The organism is Elusimicrobiota bacterium, assembly GCA_016788905.1.
GTDB lineage: Bacteria > Elusimicrobiota > Elusimicrobia > FEN-1173 > FEN-1173 > JADKHR01.
The window spans coordinates 74,996-93,458 of sequence record JAEURZ010000002.1 but is presented as its reverse complement, the minus strand read 5'-3'; the positions used below and the strand labels follow the sequence as shown (position 1 = coordinate 93,458).

The 18,463-nt window shown below is 55.2% G+C and carries 19 protein-coding genes; 12 read left to right on the top strand and 7 right to left on the bottom strand.

Annotated elements, in window-relative coordinates:
* Nucleotides 1-48: 48 nt before the first annotated feature.
* The 3 genes from JNK54_01220 to JNK54_01210 are packed head-to-tail and all read right to left on the bottom strand — an operon-like array spanning nt 49 to nt 1,429.
* Nucleotides 49-882 (bottom strand): protein-glutamate O-methyltransferase CheR, encoded by an 834-nt coding sequence (locus JNK54_01220; protein ID MBL8022891.1) that lies wholly within the window; start codon nt 880-882, stop codon nt 49-51.
* A 14-nt stretch (nt 883-896) separates the two neighbouring features.
* The gene (locus JNK54_01215; protein MBL8022890.1) at nt 897-1,271 is read right to left on the bottom strand and encodes a response regulator; all 375 of its coding nucleotides are present in this window, start codon (nt 1,269-1,271) and stop codon (nt 897-899) included.
* Nucleotides 1,268-1,429 carry a hypothetical protein gene (locus JNK54_01210; protein ID MBL8022889.1) on the bottom strand — a complete coding sequence of 54 codons (162 nt, stop codon included), beginning with the start codon at nt 1,427-1,429 and terminating at the stop codon, nt 1,268-1,270. Before JNK54_01210 ends, JNK54_01215 begins: the two co-directional genes overlap by 4 nt.
* Before the next feature lie 241 nt (nt 1,430-1,670).
* Between JNK54_01210 and JNK54_01205 the strand changes: the two genes are divergently transcribed.
* The 6 genes from JNK54_01205 to thiI all read left to right on the top strand — a co-directional run bounded on the left by JNK54_01205 (nt 1,671) and on the right by thiI (nt 8,795).
* Nucleotides 1,671-2,906, top strand: a complete 1,236-nt coding sequence (locus JNK54_01205) for a response regulator (protein ID MBL8022888.1) — start codon at nt 1,671-1,673, stop codon at nt 2,904-2,906.
* Between the two features lie 144 nt (nt 2,907-3,050).
* Nucleotides 3,051-4,457 (top strand): hypothetical protein, encoded by a 1,407-nt coding sequence (locus JNK54_01200; GenBank protein ID MBL8022887.1) that lies wholly within the window; start codon nt 3,051-3,053, stop codon nt 4,455-4,457.
* A 73-nt stretch (nt 4,458-4,530) separates the two neighbouring features.
* Nucleotides 4,531-4,830, top strand: a complete 300-nt coding sequence (locus JNK54_01195) for a hypothetical protein (protein MBL8022886.1) — start codon at nt 4,531-4,533, stop codon at nt 4,828-4,830.
* 10 nt (nt 4,831-4,840) lie between these two features.
* Complete coding sequence (fliD, locus tag JNK54_01190) at nt 4,841-7,000, top strand: flagellar filament capping protein FliD (protein ID MBL8022885.1); 2,160 nt, start codon at nt 4,841-4,843, stop codon at nt 6,998-7,000.
* A 14-nt stretch (nt 7,001-7,014) separates the two neighbouring features.
* Nucleotides 7,015-7,413: a flagellar export chaperone FliS gene (gene fliS / locus JNK54_01185; GenBank protein MBL8022884.1), complete on the top strand. Its 399-nt coding sequence runs from the start codon at nt 7,015-7,017 to the stop codon at nt 7,411-7,413.
* Between the two features lie 80 nt (nt 7,414-7,493).
* Nucleotides 7,494-8,795: a tRNA 4-thiouridine(8) synthase ThiI gene (thiI, locus tag JNK54_01180; protein ID MBL8022883.1), complete on the top strand. Its 1,302-nt coding sequence runs from the start codon at nt 7,494-7,496 to the stop codon at nt 8,793-8,795.
* Between the two features lie 83 nt (nt 8,796-8,878).
* On the opposite strand, the gene JNK54_01175 is transcribed toward thiI, so the two are convergent.
* A complete protein-coding gene (locus JNK54_01175) occupies nt 8,879-9,619 on the bottom strand; it encodes a slipin family protein (GenBank protein MBL8022882.1) in 741 nt (246 codons plus the stop codon).
* 2 nt (nt 9,620-9,621) lie between these two features.
* Entirely contained in the window at nt 9,622-10,971 is a 1,350-nt protein-coding gene (locus JNK54_01170; protein MBL8022881.1) for a nodulation protein NfeD, read from the bottom strand.
* Between the two features lie 212 nt (nt 10,972-11,183).
* Between JNK54_01170 and JNK54_01165 the strand changes: the two genes are divergently transcribed.
* The 6 genes from JNK54_01165 to JNK54_01140 all read left to right on the top strand — a co-directional run bounded on the left by JNK54_01165 (nt 11,184) and on the right by JNK54_01140 (nt 17,507).
* Nucleotides 11,184-11,723, top strand: a complete 540-nt coding sequence (locus JNK54_01165) for a hypothetical protein (GenBank protein ID MBL8022880.1) — start codon at nt 11,184-11,186, stop codon at nt 11,721-11,723.
* Nucleotides 11,724-11,871: 148 nt separating this feature from the next.
* Nucleotides 11,872-12,783, top strand: coding sequence for a hypothetical protein (locus JNK54_01160; protein MBL8022879.1), 912 nt, complete (start codon nt 11,872-11,874; stop codon nt 12,781-12,783).
* Nucleotides 12,784-12,810: 27 nt separating this feature from the next.
* Nucleotides 12,811-14,421, top strand: coding sequence for a hypothetical protein (locus tag JNK54_01155; protein MBL8022878.1), 1,611 nt, complete (start codon nt 12,811-12,813; stop codon nt 14,419-14,421).
* A gap of 34 nt (nt 14,422-14,455) precedes the next feature.
* Nucleotides 14,456-14,824, top strand: a complete 369-nt coding sequence (locus tag JNK54_01150; GenBank protein ID MBL8022877.1) for a hypothetical protein — start codon at nt 14,456-14,458, stop codon at nt 14,822-14,824.
* Nucleotides 14,821-16,437, top strand: coding sequence for a hypothetical protein (locus JNK54_01145; GenBank protein MBL8022876.1), 1,617 nt, complete (start codon nt 14,821-14,823; stop codon nt 16,435-16,437). Before JNK54_01150 ends, JNK54_01145 begins: the two co-directional genes overlap by 4 nt.
* On the top strand, nt 16,434-17,507 hold the full coding sequence (locus JNK54_01140) for a HAMP domain-containing protein (protein ID MBL8022875.1): 1,074 nt from the start codon (nt 16,434-16,436) through the stop codon (nt 17,505-17,507). The genes JNK54_01145 and JNK54_01140 overlap by 4 nt, the downstream gene beginning before the upstream one ends.
* Nucleotides 17,508-17,631: 124 nt before the next feature.
* Here JNK54_01140 and JNK54_01135 read toward each other — a convergent pair whose 3' ends face one another.
* A complete protein-coding gene (locus tag JNK54_01135) occupies nt 17,632-17,970 on the bottom strand; it encodes a hypothetical protein (GenBank protein MBL8022874.1) in 339 nt (112 codons plus the stop codon).
* Nucleotides 17,967-18,461, bottom strand: a complete 495-nt coding sequence (locus JNK54_01130) for a prepilin-type N-terminal cleavage/methylation domain-containing protein (protein ID MBL8022873.1) — start codon at nt 18,459-18,461, stop codon at nt 17,967-17,969. The genes JNK54_01135 and JNK54_01130 overlap by 4 nt, the downstream gene beginning before the upstream one ends.
* Between the last annotated feature and the right edge of the window lie 2 nt (nt 18,462-18,463).

The following is an 18,463-nucleotide window of genomic DNA, read 5'->3' as shown; positions in this document are numbered from 1 at the left end:
GTTTAAAGTCATTAATGGACAAGGACTATTGGAGAGAAGAAACTGATTTTATTGGAGGGGGCGGAAAACGGTGAATTTTCCGGAATGGATGGGTTCGAAACCGGATTCCTTGCTGGCGGTTTCATCCTGACCCATGACCAGATAGCCGTCGGGTCGAAGGGCGGCGTGTAATCTTTTTAGAACGGTGGTTTGGTGGGAAGAATCAAAATACCGCAAAACGTTTCGGAACAGAATCAAGTCCACCTGGGGGAATTCGTTTTCCGATGTGACCAAGTTCATTTTTTTGAATTGAATCCGATTCTTTATTTTATCCTGAACACACCAATGATTTTCACGTTTTTCAAAATAGGTGACCAACCGGCGTGCCGGAAGGCCGCAATTGATGTCGAATTGGGAATAGGATCCGGATTCGGCCACTCGGATGTTTCGGGTTGAAAGATCGGTCCCGAGAACTTGCCAGGTCCATTCCTGGGAGGACTCCAGGGCCTCCGTGGTGGACATGGCGAGGCTGTAGCTTTCCTGGCCCGTTGAACAACCGGCGCTCCATAAGGTAAGTTGATGGGTGTGGGATCGGTTTTTTATGAGGTCCGGGAGAATGATTTTTTCAATAAATTCGAAGACGGGGGTGTCCCGAAAAAAAGAGGTGTCGGAAACCGCAAGGGATTCCACCACGGCGTGGTGGAGCGGCCCTTCCGGCAAACGCATTAGGCGGGCCACCAACTCCTCCACGCTCCCGGCTTTTTCTCGAACGAGCAGGTCCAAGACACGGGGGTCGGAAATGAGGCTTCGTTCTTTTTCCAGTTCAAACCCCGCCAGACGACGAGCCATGTTGGCGAGATAGGTGACTTGTTCCGAGTTCGTTTCCTGAACGGCGGATGGCATGGTGTCCTGACTCCTTAAAAATCAAACCCCAAAACCTCTAATTTTTCACGGAGGGTCCTTTGGGTGATGGGTTTCATTAAATATTCTTTGGCCCCCAACTGAAGCGCATTGGCCACGTCTTTCATTTCGTTCAGCCCTGTCAACATCATGACGGGGATGGATTTCAAGGACGACTCTTTTTGGACTGTTTTTAGAAACCCCGGTCCGTCCAGAACCGGCATGCGCCAGTCCAAGAGGATGACGTCCATGGGACACGGTTCGTGAAGAATAGCCAAGGCTTCCTGGCCGTCAGCCGCCTCACGAATTTCACATCCCAGCCGACTCAGCATTAACCCCAGTAACCGCCGCACATCTTCTTCGTCATCAACCACCAAGGCCCGCATGGTCATTTTCCCTTTTCAGTCCCATCCGTGTTTTGTTCGAGCGGTTGTTCCATGTAGGAACGGACCTCTCTCCAACCCGGGAAATCGTCCAATTCCATAAGGGTCACCCCGGTGGCGGTGTCTCCTAGGGGGGAAGTTGCGGGTTTCAGGGGCTCTGGTGGCATAAGTTAGTCCTAATCCTTTATCGACCGTTTTATCAGAATCATTAATCCAAAACTGAAAGCGGGTGGACTTGTTTCTATCGACGACTGTGAGGGTGGACCAGGCGAGCTCTCTTGCGTTGGCAATTCCCAATCCAGGAGGTCATTGTGTCCTTTTGAAAAAAACGTGTAAAGTTGATCGTGAAAGAGGATGATTTCATTTTAGGGGCGGATAGAATCGCCAATAAGGGAAGAGGAGGGGTCCATGGAAAAGATTCTCATCATTGACGATTTCGAACCGTTTCGGAGTACCGCGTGTCGTGTGGTGGAACGACTTGGGTTTCAGTCTCTGTCGGCTTCCGATGGGCGGGAAGGCTTGGACATTTTTGCTCGGGAACGCCCAGGGATTGTTATTACCGACCTCCAAATGCCCCAGGTGGATGGGACAGGGGTTTTATTAGCCATCAAAGAAAAATCTCCCCAAACGGCCGTGGTCGTTTTGACAGGTTTCTCGACCGAAGCGGCGGAGCAGGATCTCTTACGTTTGGGAGCTTTTGCCTGTCTGAAGAAACCGTTGAATCTCCAACAAGTGGTGCAGGTGATTACCCAAATTCAAGAAAAACGTCGTGGGTTGAGTAACGACGTTCGCCCCCGGGCCCTCTTAAAGGTGGATTCGCCCGCCAGCCGCCATGTGCTGGAACGTGCGTTGCACGCCAACGGTTGTGATACCCAGGCTCCCGAGACCACCGAGGAATGGCGGGTTTCCCTCGAACGGGGGGACTTGGATCTCTTGGTGTGGGAGGTCCATGCCCATGATCGGGAATCCCTTCGACACGTGATGGAAACGAGACCCCTGCGGGCGGGGTTTGAGGTGATCTTGTTAATGACGGAATCCGGTCCGGCCGAGACCGTGGCTCGGGAAATACTCCAATCGGCTCCCACCGAATGTTTGAGCGCCCCCCTGGATGACGCGTTGGTGGCCGCTTCGTTCCAACGGGCGTTCCATCGTCTCCTCGTTCGCCGGAATGCCCTGTTCAAAAGGGAACGTTTAAACGCCGGTTCGGCCCGTGTGGGTGTGGGGGATCAAGGTGAACTCGTTGTGGATATGCGGGGTGGGGACCCTCACTTCCTCGAATCGCTGGAGTCTGTTTCTGCCCGTCTTCCTTGGCCCTGGATGCTTTTAGGGTCGTCCTGGGAAGTGGTTTACGCCAGTCCCTCCCTGGAGGCCTGGGTGGGGAAGTCTCTCCCCCGCTTGGATAAAGCCCTTTGGGCGTGTTTAGAGGGTCGCGGGCTTGTGTTGCCACCGATTGAGGAAGTTTACCTGGCCCTGGCCCAATGTGTTCGGGGGGAAACCCTGCCGGGTTTATCCCGGCCCGAAGCGGTGGGAATGATTCCGGTTCGAATTCTCCCCAATAAACAAGGTTCAGATCGTTTTGTCGCCTTGTTTTTTCCATCGTCTTCCCCCCAAGAGAAACGTCCCTCCTTCCCAAAACTGTTGTAGGTCCTCCCCTCTGCTTAAGTTCTTTTTCCTCCCGCCGATAATGGACTCGGAGGGTCTTCGGGCCCCCGCGGGGACGGACAGAAAATGCGATCCGCCCCAACTCAGGAAAGGAGTCCTGGGTTTCGAACTCAAGGAGGAAACACCATGGCACGAATAGCGAACAACATCGCCGCCCTCAACTCGTGGCGGCAACTTACCAAAAACGAATCCATGTTCAGTTCCAGCTTAGAAAAACTTTCCAGCGGTTACCGGATCAACAAAGCCGGTGACGATCCCGCCGGATTGGTGCTGTCTGAACAGTTCCGGGCGCAGATCACGGGTTTGAAACAAGCCGTGGCGAACACCCAGGACGCCGCATCCATGATCCAGACCGCGGAAGGAAACATGCAAGAAATGCATTCCGTTCTTAACCAAATCCGCGCCTTGGTCCTGCACGCCAAAAACACCGGTGTGAACGATTCTGTCTCCATCGCGGCTGACCAGAACCAAGTGGATGAAGCCGTCAGCGCTCTGAACAAGATCGCCAACAACACATACTTTGGCGGAAAAAATCTCTTGAACGGATCGTTGGGCAACACCGCGACAGTGGTCAACTCCACGGCCCTCTCCGCTGCCACAGCGGGAACCACCGCTCCTGCAGGGACGAACCTGGTGACGACCATTCTCTCGACCGCGGCCACTCGAGCGACCAGCGCAGGATCGGTGGACGTTTCGAGCGGAACAGCTGGGGCAGGGAACGTGATTGTGAATGGCTACACCATCTCCCTCACAGACACGGCCACCCAGGCTGCCACCATCGCGGAGTTGCAAGCTGGTTTCACAGCCAATGGCCTGGACCTGACGGCTGTGGCGAACGGGAACAATATCGACATCCGCCACAACCAGTATGGGGCTTCATATTCCGTCAGCGTAAACGACGCCAGTGGCCTTCTTCGCGCCGCGGGGTTTAACGCCGCTACGGGCCTCAACTCTGCTGGAACGATCAATGGGGAAGCCGCGACAGGCTCCGGGTTGACCTTGACCGCGAACACGGGGACCTCCTATGCAGGGATGGCCCTCACCTTCAAGGGAGGGGTGACGGCAGCGACCTTCACCAACGCCGTCTCGGTTAGCCAGGGATCATTAACATTCCAGGTGGGTTCGACCGCGGGCGATACCGTGAGCGCGACCATTCAGGACGTTCGTGCCGCGGCTCTCGGAACGACCGCGGGAGGTTCCTCCGGGTTGAACGCCATCCTTACGGGTGCCAGCTCCAACCTGACCACGGATCCGACCACCGCCCTCGCGATCATTGATGAAGCCATCAGTGACCTCTCCACCGCGCGCGCCCAACTCGGCGCCATCCAGAAATACACGTTGGAAACGAAAATCAACTCGCTCAACGTGGCCCTGGAAAACGTGACGGCGTCTGAGTCCCGCGTTCGAGACGTTGACATGGCCAGCGAAATGGCGAGCTTCACAAAGTATCAGGTGTTGATCCAATCCGCGACCGCGATGTTGGCGCAGGCAAATCAATCGCCCACGTCCATCCTGTCCCTGTTGGGTCGTTAAGACGTTTCCGTGGACCGGTCTGGCCCCGCGGCGTAAGCCGCGGGGCAGGCTGGGTCCGGGAAGAGGGGGAGTTATGGAAATTCTACCGGGTGTTGGCGCCATGGGCGCGCTTCCGCCAGCGGTGATGGGAAAGCACAAGTTGGGTGGTGGGGCGTACCTAAGACATGAGGAAAAATCAATGCGCGAAGTGGTTCTCCATTTTACGATGACGAAAGAAGGGCCGAAAGTGACCGAAGTTAATCCCGAAACAAACAAACCGGTTCGGGTGGTTTCTAAAACAGAGGCTCTAGAAATGATGCGGCAATTGACCGCCAGTCTTCGAACACCCCCACCGGCCTCTCCTCCTCCTGTTGCCGATGAGGGTTTCGCTTAAGGAGTTCCGAATGCCTAAAATTGGTGGAATTGTCTCAGGGTTGGATACGTCGGGGATTTTGGAACAGTTAAAATCCATTGCCCAACGACCCATCGTTGCGCTCCAAGCGCGGCAGACGCAATTGGATTTAAAAACAGCGGCCTGGGACAGCATGTCCGCGAAATTTAACGCGTTGCGTGTTTCCGCCACAGCGGTGACCAACAAGTTTGCGACGAAACCAACCAAAGCCAGTTCCAGTGACGCCACACTTCTCGAGGCTCAGGTGACAGGGACTGCCCAGGAGGGGGTCCGCGTGGTTCGGGTTCTCCAGATGGCGCGGGGGGAGGAAAGCCTTTCCAACCGGTTCGCGGCCATCGACAGTGAGGTCATGGCGTCGGGCACGATTACGTTGGGCGTGGGTGACGGGACCCTTGACCGTGACCTGACCTCCACGATGTCTCTTTCCATGTTAAACAACGGCGCGGGCGTGACCTTAGGGTCGATCCGGATCACCGATCGAAGCGGTGCTTCCGCCGTGGTCGATCTGACTGGACACACAACCGTTCAAGATGTCTTGGATGATATTTCGGGATTGGCCGGTGTGAACGTCACCGCGAAACTGAACAGCAACGGGACCGGGATTCTTCTCCAGGACGATACAGGGCTCACCACGGGAGCGTTGACCGTGGAAGAAGAGGGGGGGAGCACCGCTGCCTCTCTTAACCTATTGGGGACATCCACCACGGGGATTTTGGAGGGGGGAGACCTTGCCCCCCTTTATCAAATCACTGTGGATTCTTCCAACAATACGCTGGCAGGAATCCGTGACGCCATTAACGCTTTCGGTGGACCGTTCTCGGCGGCCATTGTGAACGATGGGGATGCCACCCAACCATACCGCCTGTCCATCGTGAGCCGTTATTCCGGTGAATCGGCTCAAATCGCCTTGACGTCCTCCGATCCCGGTCTCACGTTTATTGAAACCCAAACGGCTCAAGACGCCCAGGTGGAGATCGGAACGACGGCACCTCAACTCTTCAAAAGCCGGACCAATGTGTTTGCTTCGGCGATCCAAGGAGTTTCTTTTACTTTGGCCGCGGCCGACGTCAATAAGACCGTTGACATCAAAGTGGAATCCAATGTGCAGGATGCGGTGTCCACCGTTAAAACATTTATTGAATCCTATAACGCCATTGTCTCGGCGTTGGCCAAAGAAAACTCCTACAACGCGGAAACGAAATCCAAAGGTGGGCCACTGTTCAATAACCCGTTGCTTTCCACCGCTGTCGCTGGAATTACGGATTCCATCATTTCGCCCGTTAATGGGTTAAGTACCCAAGTGTCCTCCCTTTTCCAGATTGGGGTAAAGGCGGGCCAGGGGGGACTCTTGGAAATCGATGAGGCCATCCTCTCGGATTGGACCAAAAACAATTTCACTGACGTTCAGGCTCTGTTCACGAGTACGTTGAACGGTGCACTGGCGGCCACGCGCACGGCTTCCAGCACCGCGTCAGGGTATGACGTCAATCGGGTATCCAATGGGGTCATTGATCCTGTTCGTTTTGGCCCGGACCCGAGCGATGGGTGGATGGACGACACCGCCTCTACTTTCCCAGACTATGTGACGCTGCAATTTTCTTCTCCTCGCACGGTGACCCGAGCGGTTGTCCACACGCTGGACACGGACGCGAACCCCGTGGCCTCCTGGGGTCTCAAAGATTATGACCTTCAGGCGCTCCGGATCGGGGGAAATCCCGCGGAAGAATCCCACTGGACTTCTTTGGCGTCGGTGCGGGGGAACACCCGCGGGGTCAACTCCCAGGTGATCAATTATTTTACGGAACAACTTCGGGTCAAGGTATTGGATGTTCACGCCGCGGATGGGCTCTCCCGGATTGTGGAATTCGAAGCGTTTGAGGCGACGGGAACAAGCCGCCGGACCAGCGCGTTTATCTCTCGCATAGCGGACAACGTGGATGGAATCTTTTCTTCAGCTCGAAAAGAAGTGACGGAGGAGCGCAATCGTCTGGAAACCCAAATTTCAGCCACCAATGAACGGGTGGACCGGGAAATGGCTCGGTTGGAAAAACAATTCATTCAGATGGAACAGGCCATGTCCCGGAACCAAACCAACAGTCAGGCCTTATCGAATTTTTTAAATAACGGAGTGGTTCAATCATCTTCACGATAGGAGAGAGACCGACCATGAACGCCATCCAGAAAAACTACTTAGCCCGTGAAGTGGAATCGGCCTCTCCCGCAAAATTGGTTTTGATGTTGTATGACGGCGTTTTGTCCGCGATCGGAAAAGCGGAAGTGGAAATCGCCGCCAAGCGTGTGCCCGAAGCGCACCACCAGCTGATCAAAGCCCAAGACATTGTTCTTTCGCTGGCCAACGGGTTGAACATGGAGGCCGGGGGATCCATCGCCCAAAGTCTCTATCTTCTTTATGATTTCATTTACGACGCCCTTGTCCGTGCCAACCTCAATAAAGATTCGGAACCCCTTCAAAAGATCAAAGAAATCTTGATCACGATCCGAGACGCCTGGGACGACGGGGTCGTTCAAGGGAAACCTCCCCCCGTCTCAGTGGAAGCCGCCTAAGCCTGCCCGCAATTTTTTTTGATTCGGTGTTTCCTTCACGCTGATTCATTTCCTGTTCAATGTGCTACCATCGACGCTTGATGAAAAACGTCGTCGTGATTCATTATTCGGAGTTGGGGACCAAAGGCGGAAACCGCCGGGTTTTTGAACGCAAGTTCGCTGAAGACATCCGCCGTCGGTTGGGCCCGAACGCCCTTAAAGTCCGGTTGGAAAGCGCGCGGGTGATCGCGGAACTGCCCTCTCCCTGTTTTCGAGAAAATATTGAACGGGCCCTGGAACAGGTTTTCGGTGTGGCGTGGTATGCTTTTGGAACACTGTTCCCCTGGTCTCCCGAAGACCCCGGTTATGAAAAAATAGAGGCGGCCGCGTTGGGTGAGGCCCGCCGTGACCCCCATCTAAAATCCTTTCGGATGAACGCACGGCGTTCGATCAAAACCTACCCCTTCTCCTCTCAAGATATTTGTGTTCGATTGGGGGGGGCCGTGATGACGGGCTCAGGTTTAACCGTTGATCTTCACCAACCGGATTTGGTTATTCAAGTCGAAGTACTCGAACGTGAAATCGCTGTTGTTTCTGGCCGCGTGAACGGGGTGCGGGGGATGCCGCACTCCTCATCGGGGCGAATGTTGTGTCTCTTTTCAGGGGGGATCGATTCGCCCGTGGCGGCGTGGCTCATGATGCGGCGTGGGGCGCGGGTGGACCTTCTGCATTTCCATCCCTACCGGTCTTCCGAGGAAGTCCTCGGGACAAAAATCATCGGTTTGTTTGAGGCACTCAAAATATGGAACCCGGACCTGCGCCTGTTTCTTGTCCCCCACGATCGATATCAAGTGTCGGCGTCTTTGAGTGTTCCGACTTCCTTCGAGACCGTCTTCTTTCGCCGGTTCATGTTTCGAGCGGCGGAAGTGATGGGGCGGCGGTTGGAATACCAGGCGCTCATCACGGGGGACAGTCTTGGCCAGGTGGCCAGTCAAACCATCGAAAATTTATTGGCGGTGCAAACGGATTTATCGCTCTCTGTATTTCAGCCGGTTATTGCCTACGACAAAAATTCCATCATCGATCTGGCTAGGAAAATCAATGTTTTTGACTTGGCCATTCAACCCTATAAAGACTGTTGTTCTCTCATGGCCAAGAAACCCAAAACCAACGTGGCGGTATCGATCATTCGCCGTTTGGAAATGGAACTCGATATGGGCAAAATGATCGAGGAGTCTTTGGCCCTGGCGTCCTTGTGGGATGGGAAAACACTTCGTGCGGTCCCTGGGAAAATCAGGAAGGGGATGCTCCGATCTGTTCCTTCCCCCGTGCTTCCACCCCCACCCTCTCCCGGGCCTTCGGCCCACCCTCTCCCGCCAGCGAGCGAGGGAACTTTACCTTAACTTCGACTTCCCGCCCGTGTTTTTTAGATTTTTCTCCCTCTCCCGTTTACGGGAGCGGGTAGGGAGAGAGTGTGTTTGACGCTTTAATTTTTACCTAAGAACTTTAGGAGTTCAATCGGAATCGGCAGGATAAAGGTCGAGCCTTTGTCGCCGCTAATGTCTTTGGCGGCTTGAAGGAAACGGAGTTGCATCGCCGCGGGTTCCCCCCCGATAATGCGGGCCGCGTCCGCTAATTTTTGGGCCGCCTGAAATTCGCCTTCCGCCGTGATGATCTTGGCTCGTCGGTCCCGTTCGGCTTCGGCCTGGTGCGCCATGGCCCGTTGCATGGATTCCGGCACTTGGACATCTTTAACTTCAACGATTAAAACCTTGATGCCCCAGGGATCTGTCTGTTGATCGATGATCTGCTGAAGTTTGGTGTTGATCTTCTCGCGTTGGCTCAAAAGTTCGTCAAAATCCACCTGACCCAAAACGCTTCGCAGGGTGGTCTGGGCAATTTGGGATGTGGCCATGCGGTAATCTTGAACTTTCAGAACCGCGCGTTCCGGGTCGATCACGTTGAAGTAGCAAACCGCGTTGACTTTGCAGGGGACGTTGTCTTTGGTGATGACTTCTTGGACAGGGACATCCCACGTGACGGTGCGAAGATCGACTTTATACACCTTGTCCACGTTAAAGGGAATGGCTAAGAAAAGACCCGGCCCTTTGACGGAATGGAACCGGCCCAACCGAAGAATCACACCCCTTTCATACTCGTTGGCAACGCGGATCGCTGTCACCAGCAACCACAAAACCAACCCCACCACAACGATTGGAAATAACATTTTTACGCCTCCTTACGAACGATCAAACGATTCCCTAAAACTTTTTCCACACGTACCCGTGTGCCTGGGGGAAGCCCTTCGGCACCGGATTCCACGGTCCACAACGCTCCCTCCACGAAAACCATTCCCCCGTCCCGAACCTCCGCCGTTTGGCCCATTAAGCCATCGATCCCGGTGACGGGTTTTTTGCGTCGAGCGATCCATATCTTTCGAACCACTAAACCGAAGAACCCGCCCGAGGTGGCGAGGATGGCCAAAATGAGCAGCATCGAAACCCGGAAGACGGCCTGGTTGGCGTCAAAGAGAAAGAAGGATCCCAGAGCGAAGGAAACCAATCCGCCGAAAATGAGGAGTCCGTGGGATCCCACGACGATATCCAGGCCCATCATGATCAACCCGGCTACCAGGAGGGCCAATCCCGCGAAATTGAGCGGAAGAACTTGAAGGGAAAAGAAGGCCAAGACGAGACAGATAATCCCTGTGATCGCACCCAACCCAATACCGGGAGCGGAAAATTCGTAGACCAGAGCGTAAAACCCCAACACCAGGAGGAGGTAGGCCACATTGGGATTGGCAATCAGGTGAAGCCATTGCCGGAGGGGGCTCATGAGATAATCCACCCGGGCCGCCTGTTCGAGCTGGAGCGTCAACGTGACGCCCCCTTTTTTGATGACGCGTCCCGAAAGTTTCCGAATCAAGTCGTCCTCGTCTTTCGCCACGAGGTCGATGACGTTGCTCTTCAGTGCTTCATCCGAGGTGAGGGAAACGCTTTTCCGGACCGCTTGCTCGGCCCACTCCGCGTTCCGCCCCTTTGTTGTGGCCAGGGTTCGGGCGTAGGCGGAGGTGTCCGACACCGCTTTTTCTTCCATCACCGACGTATTGTTTTTATTTTCCTCTCCTGTCTCTTTGTCCTTTTTTCCACCCGGCATGAACGGTAATCCGCCTCCCACTGATACAGGATGGGCAGCCCCCAAATGGGTTTGAGGGGCCATGGCGGCCACGTCGGCGGCCAGCGTGATGAAAACGCCGGCGGAAGCCGCCCGGGCCCCTTGGGGCCCCACATAGACAATAATGGGAACAGGGGAATTCAAAATCCCCGCGACAATGTCTCGCGTGGCGTCCAACAATCCGCCCGGAGTGTCCATGCGAATAAGAACCGCGGAGGCCCCGGCTTCGCGAGCGCGCCGGAGTCCGTCCAGAAGATAATCCTTCGTCACGGGGTCAACCGTTCCCGTGAGTTCCATCCGGAACAGGGGGCCGGACGATCCGTGTCCCTCCGTCGGGGCGCTTCGAAAGCCTGTGCCTAGAAGGAGAAATGTCCCCCCCAAAGCCAACCATCGAGAAATTCTCATTGACAAAATTTTAACACATTTGGAATTTAAGAAGTTACCGGGTTTCCAAACAGTTCTATTTGTAATGATTTTTAGGTTCGTTTTGATTTCAGAAAAGGGCTAAATAACCCTTGAAAATGATGATTTCAAGGGTTATATGTCAAGTGGACCGTGCCCTATTAAACCGGTCGGTCCTGTATTTAAACGCAAGACCAAAAACAGGAGGCAACACAATGAAAAAGTTAATAGCGGTTGCTCTCTTTCTGGGGAGCCTTGCGGTGTTTGTGGGTAACGTCCGAGCGGCACCAACGGCCGACTTAACCATCACCGTCACACCGAACGGAACGAAGAGCGTGAGTCTTTCCGCGGCGACGTTGAACTTGGGAACCTTAAACGTTGCGTCGGTGAATAACATCTCTTCGTCCATCACGGTGACCAACGACGGAAACGTTCCAGAGGCCTTTGGGCTTCGGATCAAGACGGCGGACGCCACCTGGTCTTCGGGTTCGGCTGCGGCAGCGAACGTCTACAACCTTCGGGCCCTGTTCAATTCCGCGGCACCGATCGCCGGAGATTTCCTGGCGAACGATGACGTGGTGACGCAAGGGAGTCCGGTGGTGGCGACGGGGGTCGGAGCCGTTTATTCCGGCAACCAGGATGCCTCGGTGGTGAACGCCGCCGCGACTCGAGGTCTCTGGTTCAAGCTCGATATGCCGACGACAACCACGGTTGTCACACAGCGATCTTTTGTGGTTGAAGTTTCCGCCAACTAAGGCGAAAACGCGAACGCCTCCGGTCTTGTGAGTTAAGTCATCCGTTGCGGGGAGGGCGCGAAAGCGTCCTCCCCGGCGGGTCTCTCTCAGATCTTCAGGCGTTCCCACGCAAAGGAAATCATTCAACATGATGAAGGAGGTAATCGAAATGATTCATCGAAAAAGACGGAATCCGTTCCACTGGGTTCTTGGGGTGATCCTACTTTTCGGACTCACCGCCTGGGAGAAAATTGGCCTGGCGGTGCGGTTTCCGGAAATCGAAATGGAGAACGTCAAGCCGGGTTCCGTGATAAACCTGAGGCAGGTTCGAGGGGTCCCTTACGTCGTTATCAATGGGTCCGACCATACGGTGGATGTTCAAGTGTTGACCGAAATCCCCGTCCCCGGTCCCGCAGAGGCGAAAAAGGATTACGAACCGATTCCCAATCCGGATTGGCTTCGGGTTGTTCCGAACCGATTCAAATTGGGTCCGGGGGACCTGGGCAGCGCGGAAGTCATCTTGGCTGTTCCCAACGACCCGGGATTGGTGGGTCGTCATTTCCAGGTGAACATTCACGCGAGCGCCGACGGTCAAGGGATGTTTTCCCCTGCGGTGAACAATTACATCCGGTTCACGGTGGGCGGTCTCGGGCCCCAGTCCGCGAAGAAAGAAAAAAAACGGGTTGTGTTGGGCGCGTTGGATCTGGACATCACACCGCCCGTGATCCGGTTGGATCAGGTGCCGCTCGGGAAAACCATCGCGCTGAAAGACCTGAAAGGTGTTCAGCTCAAACTGACCAATCGGGGCAACGAACAGGTCAAGCTGAAACTCAAAAGCGTCAAACTGGAAAACAATCAGAGGGAAGCGGGGTGGGACACCCCCGATCCGTCCTGGCTCAAATTCAAACCCTCGGTCATGAAGATCAAGCCCGATCAGGTGAAGGCGACTGACGTCACAATCACCCTACCGGACATCCCTGAGAATAGGGGAAAGAAGTTTTTGTTCCTTATTCAAGCGGAAATGGCTGGGATGGATTTCCCCTTGGATGTTTATTCAAGGGTGTTCGTGACGACGGAATAAAACGATAGGAAAAGGGGTGTCGTTGCCGTGAGACGAAATGAGGTTTTAATCGAAGTCCTACGTCGGGCGCTTTGGGCGACCCTGGGTGGACTTTTGTCCTTTGGGGCGGTCCCTGGGAGGGCCGCATCCACGGAGGACCTCAATCTTACGGTCAATATCGTCGACACCTATGCCCCTAACGCGGTTCCCGACTTAGCCGCCCTGGCCACGATCACGCCTGGCCAAGTGGTTTTAACGTGGACCGCTCCGGAAGACAACGGGTGGCTTTTCGTTAGTTCCGCCCCGGTTGGTTCTTACGTGATGAAATACGCCACCTTCTCTGTGGTGGATGAAATCGGAGTGGGGGGAAGTACCACCACCTGGTGGACCAAGGCGTCCACCGCTCCTTTCCCACCGAGTATCCCTTCCGCACCGAACACACCGGAATCGCCCATGGTGATCGACCTTTCACCGGGGACAGCCTATTGGTTTGCCCTTCGGAGTTTGGACCTGGCGGGAAACCTTTCCCCTATCGACACCAACGCCGATTCTCTCACCCTTCAAGCCACGGTCATCACCACGGAAGCGATCGATACCAAATCCCCCGCGCCCCTGGCGGGGTTTGAAGTTACACGAACAGATTCAGGCTACACGGTGACCTGGTCTCCCGTAACACAAAACGAGGATGGGAGCGCCATCGAGGATCTGGCTTCCTACCGGGTCTTCCGTTCCCCCAGTCTTTTTGATTTCGGGGCCTCCAGCGTGACCGTGACGACCATTCCTCAGGGCCAGCCGCTCACCCTGGATATCGCCACTCCGGGGGCGGACACCTATTATCTGTTTGTCGCTGTGGACACCTCCGGTCGAACGTCATCGGTGGCACGTTCGAATTATTTACACGTGACACCCCAACGGTTCCTGGGGCAAACGGGGACGGCTTCGGATGGAACCTACAGTCGGGCTTTTGTCCCGGAAGGGTTGATCCCGGAACTTAAAACATCCGATAAGGACTATCTCCTCTCTGTGGAACCCCACACCAGCGAACTGGCCAACGCGGGGGGAAGCCGAACGCGAGCCACCTACACGATCTGTTTGCGGGAACCCAGCGGATCCGCCGCTCCCGCGGGATTGTCCCTCTCTCGCCCGGAAATGACCGTGGTGCTCAACTACCAGGGGGCCAACGGCGCTTTGGACAAATCGAAAATGGGTGTGCTGTGGTGGAACGGAACCACCTGGCTTAAAGTGGGTCAGGCCAACGTGGAAGAAAGTGGGTTGGGCGCCGGGGACTTGACGGTTTCATTTAATACCGCCGTTCAAGGGGTCTATCAAATTCGCCAATACGATATTGCCACGGAGTTGACCCTGGATAAAGCATCGGTTTTCCCACAAATCTTTTCCCCGAACGGGGACGGGATCAATGACCTCATCTATTTTGTCATTCAGAACCCGCGCCTTTCGGAAGTGACCGGACGCATCATTGACATGGGCGGGGCGGAAGTGGGTGTTCTTCGTCCCGCGGGAGCCGGGGCACCCACCTCTGACACTTTAATGTGGGACGGACGTGATTCCTCTGGACAGATCGTCCCCCCGGGGGTATACATATATCAGATCAAAGGGGAGGGGAAAACCATTACGGGCACGATGGTTGTGGCTCTCTAACGTTGGTTTCAAAAGGTCGCCGATGATGGACTTCATGTTTCGATTATTAATTTTCATAGGAGCGACGCTTCTGGTTTCGCCAGGGGCCGTTTCCGCTCTCTCGCTCGACCCGGCCACCGATGTGGTCCCCCGCATTTTTTCCCCTAATAACGACGGAATCAATGATGTCGTTTTTTTTAGAGTCAATAACCCGCAACAAACCCCCCTTTCCGGTGTGGTTCTGGACATGTCGGGGGCTCAGGTGGCCACTTTAGCGCTCGCTCCGAGCGGGACCATTCCCGCGGACAGTCTTGTGTGGAGTGGTCGAGACGAAAACGGGTCATTCGTTCCCCCTGGTCCTTACATCTATCGCATCGAGGGGGACGGTTCTCCTCTTACCGGTGTCGTGGTGGTGGCCCGATGAACGCCCCTCAACGAAGGGAGATGGCGGTTTTTCTCTTCACCCTTTTCTCCGTTTCCTCCTGGGCCTTTGACGAATTCCCGGTTGGCGCTCGACCTGCCGCCATGGGAGAAGCCTTCACCGCGGTGGCGGATGACGCGCACAGCCTCTATTATAATCCTGCGGGGCTCGCCAGTTTGTATCGTCCCGAAGTGACCGCATATTACGCCCGTCTCTTCCCCAGCCTGTCCGACCAAAGTCGATCCGCCCAGACGTTCGTGGGCGGAGTCCTCCCGATTCCCTCCGATGGGCGATGGGGTGGGCTTGGCGTTGGTTACCAGGAATTCCGAGTGGACAGTCTCTTTAAAGAGCGAACGGTGACGATGGCCTATGGACGGTCGTTCTTGGCCAACCGGCTGGCTCTCGGGGTGGGATTGAAAGAACTGAACCGATCTTTTGGAGAGACAACGGATACACAGGACGCTTTTTCAGGATTAAATCCAGGAGGTCGAACGAACGCGGAGGATCCGGTCTTCCAAAACGGGCACAGCAAAAGCGCTCTAGGGATGGACCTCGGGGCCCTCTACGCGGTTCTTCCACGGTTCAGGGTGGGGTTGTCCGTCGGGAACGTCAATCGACCCGATCTGGGACTCACCCAAGATAATCGGATTCCCCTGGTTACCCGGCTTGGTGCCGTGTACGATAAAACGTATGTCAAGTTAAGCGCGGGCGTGAGTCAACGGAAATATTTAACGAGTCAAACGGACACCCGCCTCCACTTGGGGGGAGAACGCCAATGGGGCTTCCGTCAGTATGGGCTGCTCTCTCTCCGAGGGGGCGTTGGGGTCGGCGGGCGGGACTACCGTCAGGTCAGCTTAGGGGGAGGCTATGAGGTGAGTGGGCTTGTGATGGATTACGTGTATTCCATGCCCTTGGGCGCCTCCGATGGAACAGGTAATTTACACAACGTGTCTTTGTCGTTCAAGTTTGGTCGGTCCTATTCGGAAGATGATTTGGAAGATGAGCTTGTGCGCGAGAGGGCCGCTGTCCTCCGTGCGCAGGAAGCGTTGATGGCGGCGGAAGCGGAGGCCTCTTTCATCAAGAAAGAACGGAATAAATTGTTGACTGAATATGGGACAGAAGTTGAACGCCTTAAATCGCAATTGGAAGAGGTAAAAAGTCAGACGCTCCGTCCGAGCCTCGCTGTGCCGGAGCATCCCTTGACCCCCGCCGAACGGGAGCGCATGGCTCGGGATCGGGCCCGGCAATCCTACGGCACCGCGTACGACGCGGCCATGAGGGCCTACGCCACTCGCGTTTCTCGCGGGGCGGGATTGGAGGAACGGGCGGATCTTCTTAAAGTGACGCTCGAGAAGTACAAAAACAAAGGGGTGAACCTCTCCCACGCCGAACGGGAATTGGAACGTGTTCAATCGGAATTGGCGCAGGTGTATACCGATTACCGCATCACCATGGATTTCTATAAGAAAACCGCGGCGCGAGGGGCCTCGACCGTTGAACGCCTATCCCTTTTGGAACGCATCATAAAAAAATATGCCCAATCGGGAATTGATCTTACGGAGGTGCATCGGGAAACCGAAAAACTTAAACGACCGTCCGGTGGAATGAAACCATGAAGATCCGGTCGAAAGTCATTCTCTATGCGTTATTTTTTGCGGTGGCCTCGGGGGGGGTGATGGAATGGTGTTACCTGAATATTCGCCGGGAAGAAGCGGCGTTCCTTAATGGCCGGAGGGCCATGAAAACCTTGGCGGCGGTAACGGATATTGACTATTTCCTGGTGCGCCAGGTTCGATTGCTTGAAAATTATGTTCTCCTGGGAGACGAATCGGAACGACTTCAATTGGTTCAAGCCGATAGTCAAATGCAGCAACGGTTAGCGGAATGGGAACAGGCGGCCCAAGAAGGTAGAGCCCATGGGGAGGAATTGTCCGTCGTCCAATCGATTCAAGAATCCATTCGGGTTCCGTCCAACCGAATTCGGGGACTCATTGCTAAAGCTAAACGGACTCAAGCCATGGCTCTGGTGGAAAAAGAATTTACGCCCGCCAGTGAACAGGCGCTCAAATTATTTAATGAAGTGAAGAGTCGCGTGGAGTCGGCAAAGGCCGAGTCTGAGTTGCGGGTTTTGGATGAGTTGCGGCGAAACCATTTGGGGTTGATGGGCGGACTGGCCCTTGTGGCCCTTTTTGGGCTGGGTTTCCTGTTGGCTCTTTACCGGTCGGTGATTCGTCCGATCCAAAAAATGCGCCAATGGGCGGACCGGGTGGCCCGGGGAGAAAAAGGCCACGCCATGGCGGCCTTCGCGGGGAAAAACGAGTTAACGGACCTGGCCCAAAGCATCGGCGAAATGGCCATCCAACTGACTCGCCCCAAGGCCTCTCCTCCTCCCAGCATCGACCCGAAGATTCCCATGGGGCCTTCCCCTGAGAAGCCGCTCCCCATGGAGCCTCCCCCTCTGGGTGTCCCCATCCCCACACCCCCACCGGGCCCGTCTCTTGAGAGTTTTTTCCCGGTCCCCACCGCTCCCCCAGTGGGGGTTCCGATGGATTCCATCCCACCCACCGCCCCTTCCGCTCCTCCCCCCAAACCCCTCGACGATTTTGAAGAATCCGTAAACGAGTTCAGGGAAATCCTAACCCAATTGGCCGGAAAAGTAGATCCAAAATCACACCGCCAAGGATAAGCCTGAGGCCCCGGTTTTGACGGGAGCCTGTCCACAGTGTGCAAACGGTTTCTCTCCTCAGTAAGGATCATCAGGTGGGGGGGGATGGATGGGGGGAGCTTTCTGGGTGTCCGTTTCTTTCGTTTCAGGGGAAGGGGACGCAGTCGATGCTGACGGTGACCGTGGACCGATCGATGAAATAAAGGAAGGAATTCCCGGAGGAGCAGTTTCTTAAACCCGGAGTGCTGATCATTCGGAAACGGGTTTCTTGGATGGCGCTTTGAGCCAGAAGGGCATCATTAATCGCCACGCGCATTTGGAGATCGCCACGTCGTTGAACCCCGATCCAGTTGGCCAAAGCGACTCCCATCACAATGGATATCATCAAGAGGGAAACAAGGACGAGCGATGCCATCCCGCCCTCTTTCCTATGGCGCTGGGACCGGGGTTGGTGAAGCGTGAAGTGGCCGTTGGTGGTATTCATGGGAGATTGTAGAAGACTGAAGTCACTGTTGCGGTGCTGTGCCGACTCGTGACTTGAACCGTCACTCGTTTGCGGTGCTGCGGGTTATGGTTAACGACCAAATTATTTCTCGGATTCAAACGAACAAAACGGACCTGGACGGAACGAGTGAACGGCCCAAAAGGAAGACGAGAGTTGTCCACATCCGTGTACCCGCTCCAATGTTCCAGGGCTACCCGTGGGGTTGGAGGGAAGGCCGATGTGACTTGTGGAAGGGGGACGCCGGTCAAGGACATCTGAACCCCCGGCACGGATCCTTGGTCCCATCGCATCAATCGAATTTGTTGAAGCAGTTCCTCGCCAGAGGCCTGTGCTTGCAATGACCCCAGACTGTCCGTAAGAGATCGTTGGGAAGTGGACATGAGTTTCAAAACGCCCAACAAACAAATGGAAATGACAAAGACCGCCAGCATCACTTCAATCAAGGAGAATCCTGTGTTGTTTCGTCTCACGG

Excerpts from the sequence above, each read along its gene's own strand:
- thiI (MBL8022883.1), top strand. The coding sequence starts at position 7,494 with ATGAAAAACGTCGTCGTGATTCATTATTCGGAGTTGGGGACCAAAGGC.
- JNK54_01205 (MBL8022888.1), top strand. The coding sequence starts at position 1,671 with ATGGAAAAGATTCTCATCATTGACGATTTCGAACCGTTTCGGAGTACC.
- JNK54_01210 (MBL8022889.1), bottom strand. The coding sequence starts at position 1,429 with ATGCCACCAGAGCCCCTGAAACCCGCAACTTCCCCCCTAGGAGACACC.
- JNK54_01175 (MBL8022882.1), bottom strand. The coding sequence starts at position 9,619 with ATGTTATTTCCAATCGTTGTGGTGGGGTTGGTTTTGTGGTTGCTGGTG.
- JNK54_01215 (MBL8022890.1), bottom strand. The coding sequence starts at position 1,271 with ATGACCATGCGGGCCTTGGTGGTTGATGACGAAGAAGATGTGCGGCGG.
- JNK54_01200 (MBL8022887.1), top strand. The coding sequence starts at position 3,051 with ATGGCACGAATAGCGAACAACATCGCCGCCCTCAACTCGTGGCGGCAA.
- JNK54_01165 (MBL8022880.1), top strand. The coding sequence starts at position 11,184 with ATGAAAAAGTTAATAGCGGTTGCTCTCTTTCTGGGGAGCCTTGCGGTG.
- fliS (MBL8022884.1), top strand. The coding sequence starts at position 7,015 with ATGAACGCCATCCAGAAAAACTACTTAGCCCGTGAAGTGGAATCGGCC.
- JNK54_01145 (MBL8022876.1), top strand. The coding sequence starts at position 14,821 with ATGAACGCCCCTCAACGAAGGGAGATGGCGGTTTTTCTCTTCACCCTT.
- JNK54_01195 (MBL8022886.1), top strand. The coding sequence starts at position 4,531 with ATGGAAATTCTACCGGGTGTTGGCGCCATGGGCGCGCTTCCGCCAGCG.
- JNK54_01170 (MBL8022881.1), bottom strand. The coding sequence starts at position 10,971 with ATGAGAATTTCTCGATGGTTGGCTTTGGGGGGGACATTTCTCCTTCTA.
- JNK54_01160 (MBL8022879.1), top strand. The coding sequence starts at position 11,872 with ATGATTCATCGAAAAAGACGGAATCCGTTCCACTGGGTTCTTGGGGTG.
- JNK54_01150 (MBL8022877.1), top strand. The coding sequence starts at position 14,456 with ATGTTTCGATTATTAATTTTCATAGGAGCGACGCTTCTGGTTTCGCCA.
- fliD (MBL8022885.1), top strand. The coding sequence starts at position 4,841 with ATGCCTAAAATTGGTGGAATTGTCTCAGGGTTGGATACGTCGGGGATT.
- JNK54_01220 (MBL8022891.1), bottom strand. The coding sequence starts at position 882 with ATGCCATCCGCCGTTCAGGAAACGAACTCGGAACAAGTCACCTATCTC.
- JNK54_01140 (MBL8022875.1), top strand. The coding sequence starts at position 16,434 with ATGAAGATCCGGTCGAAAGTCATTCTCTATGCGTTATTTTTTGCGGTG.
- JNK54_01135 (MBL8022874.1), bottom strand. The coding sequence starts at position 17,970 with ATGAATACCACCAACGGCCACTTCACGCTTCACCAACCCCGGTCCCAG.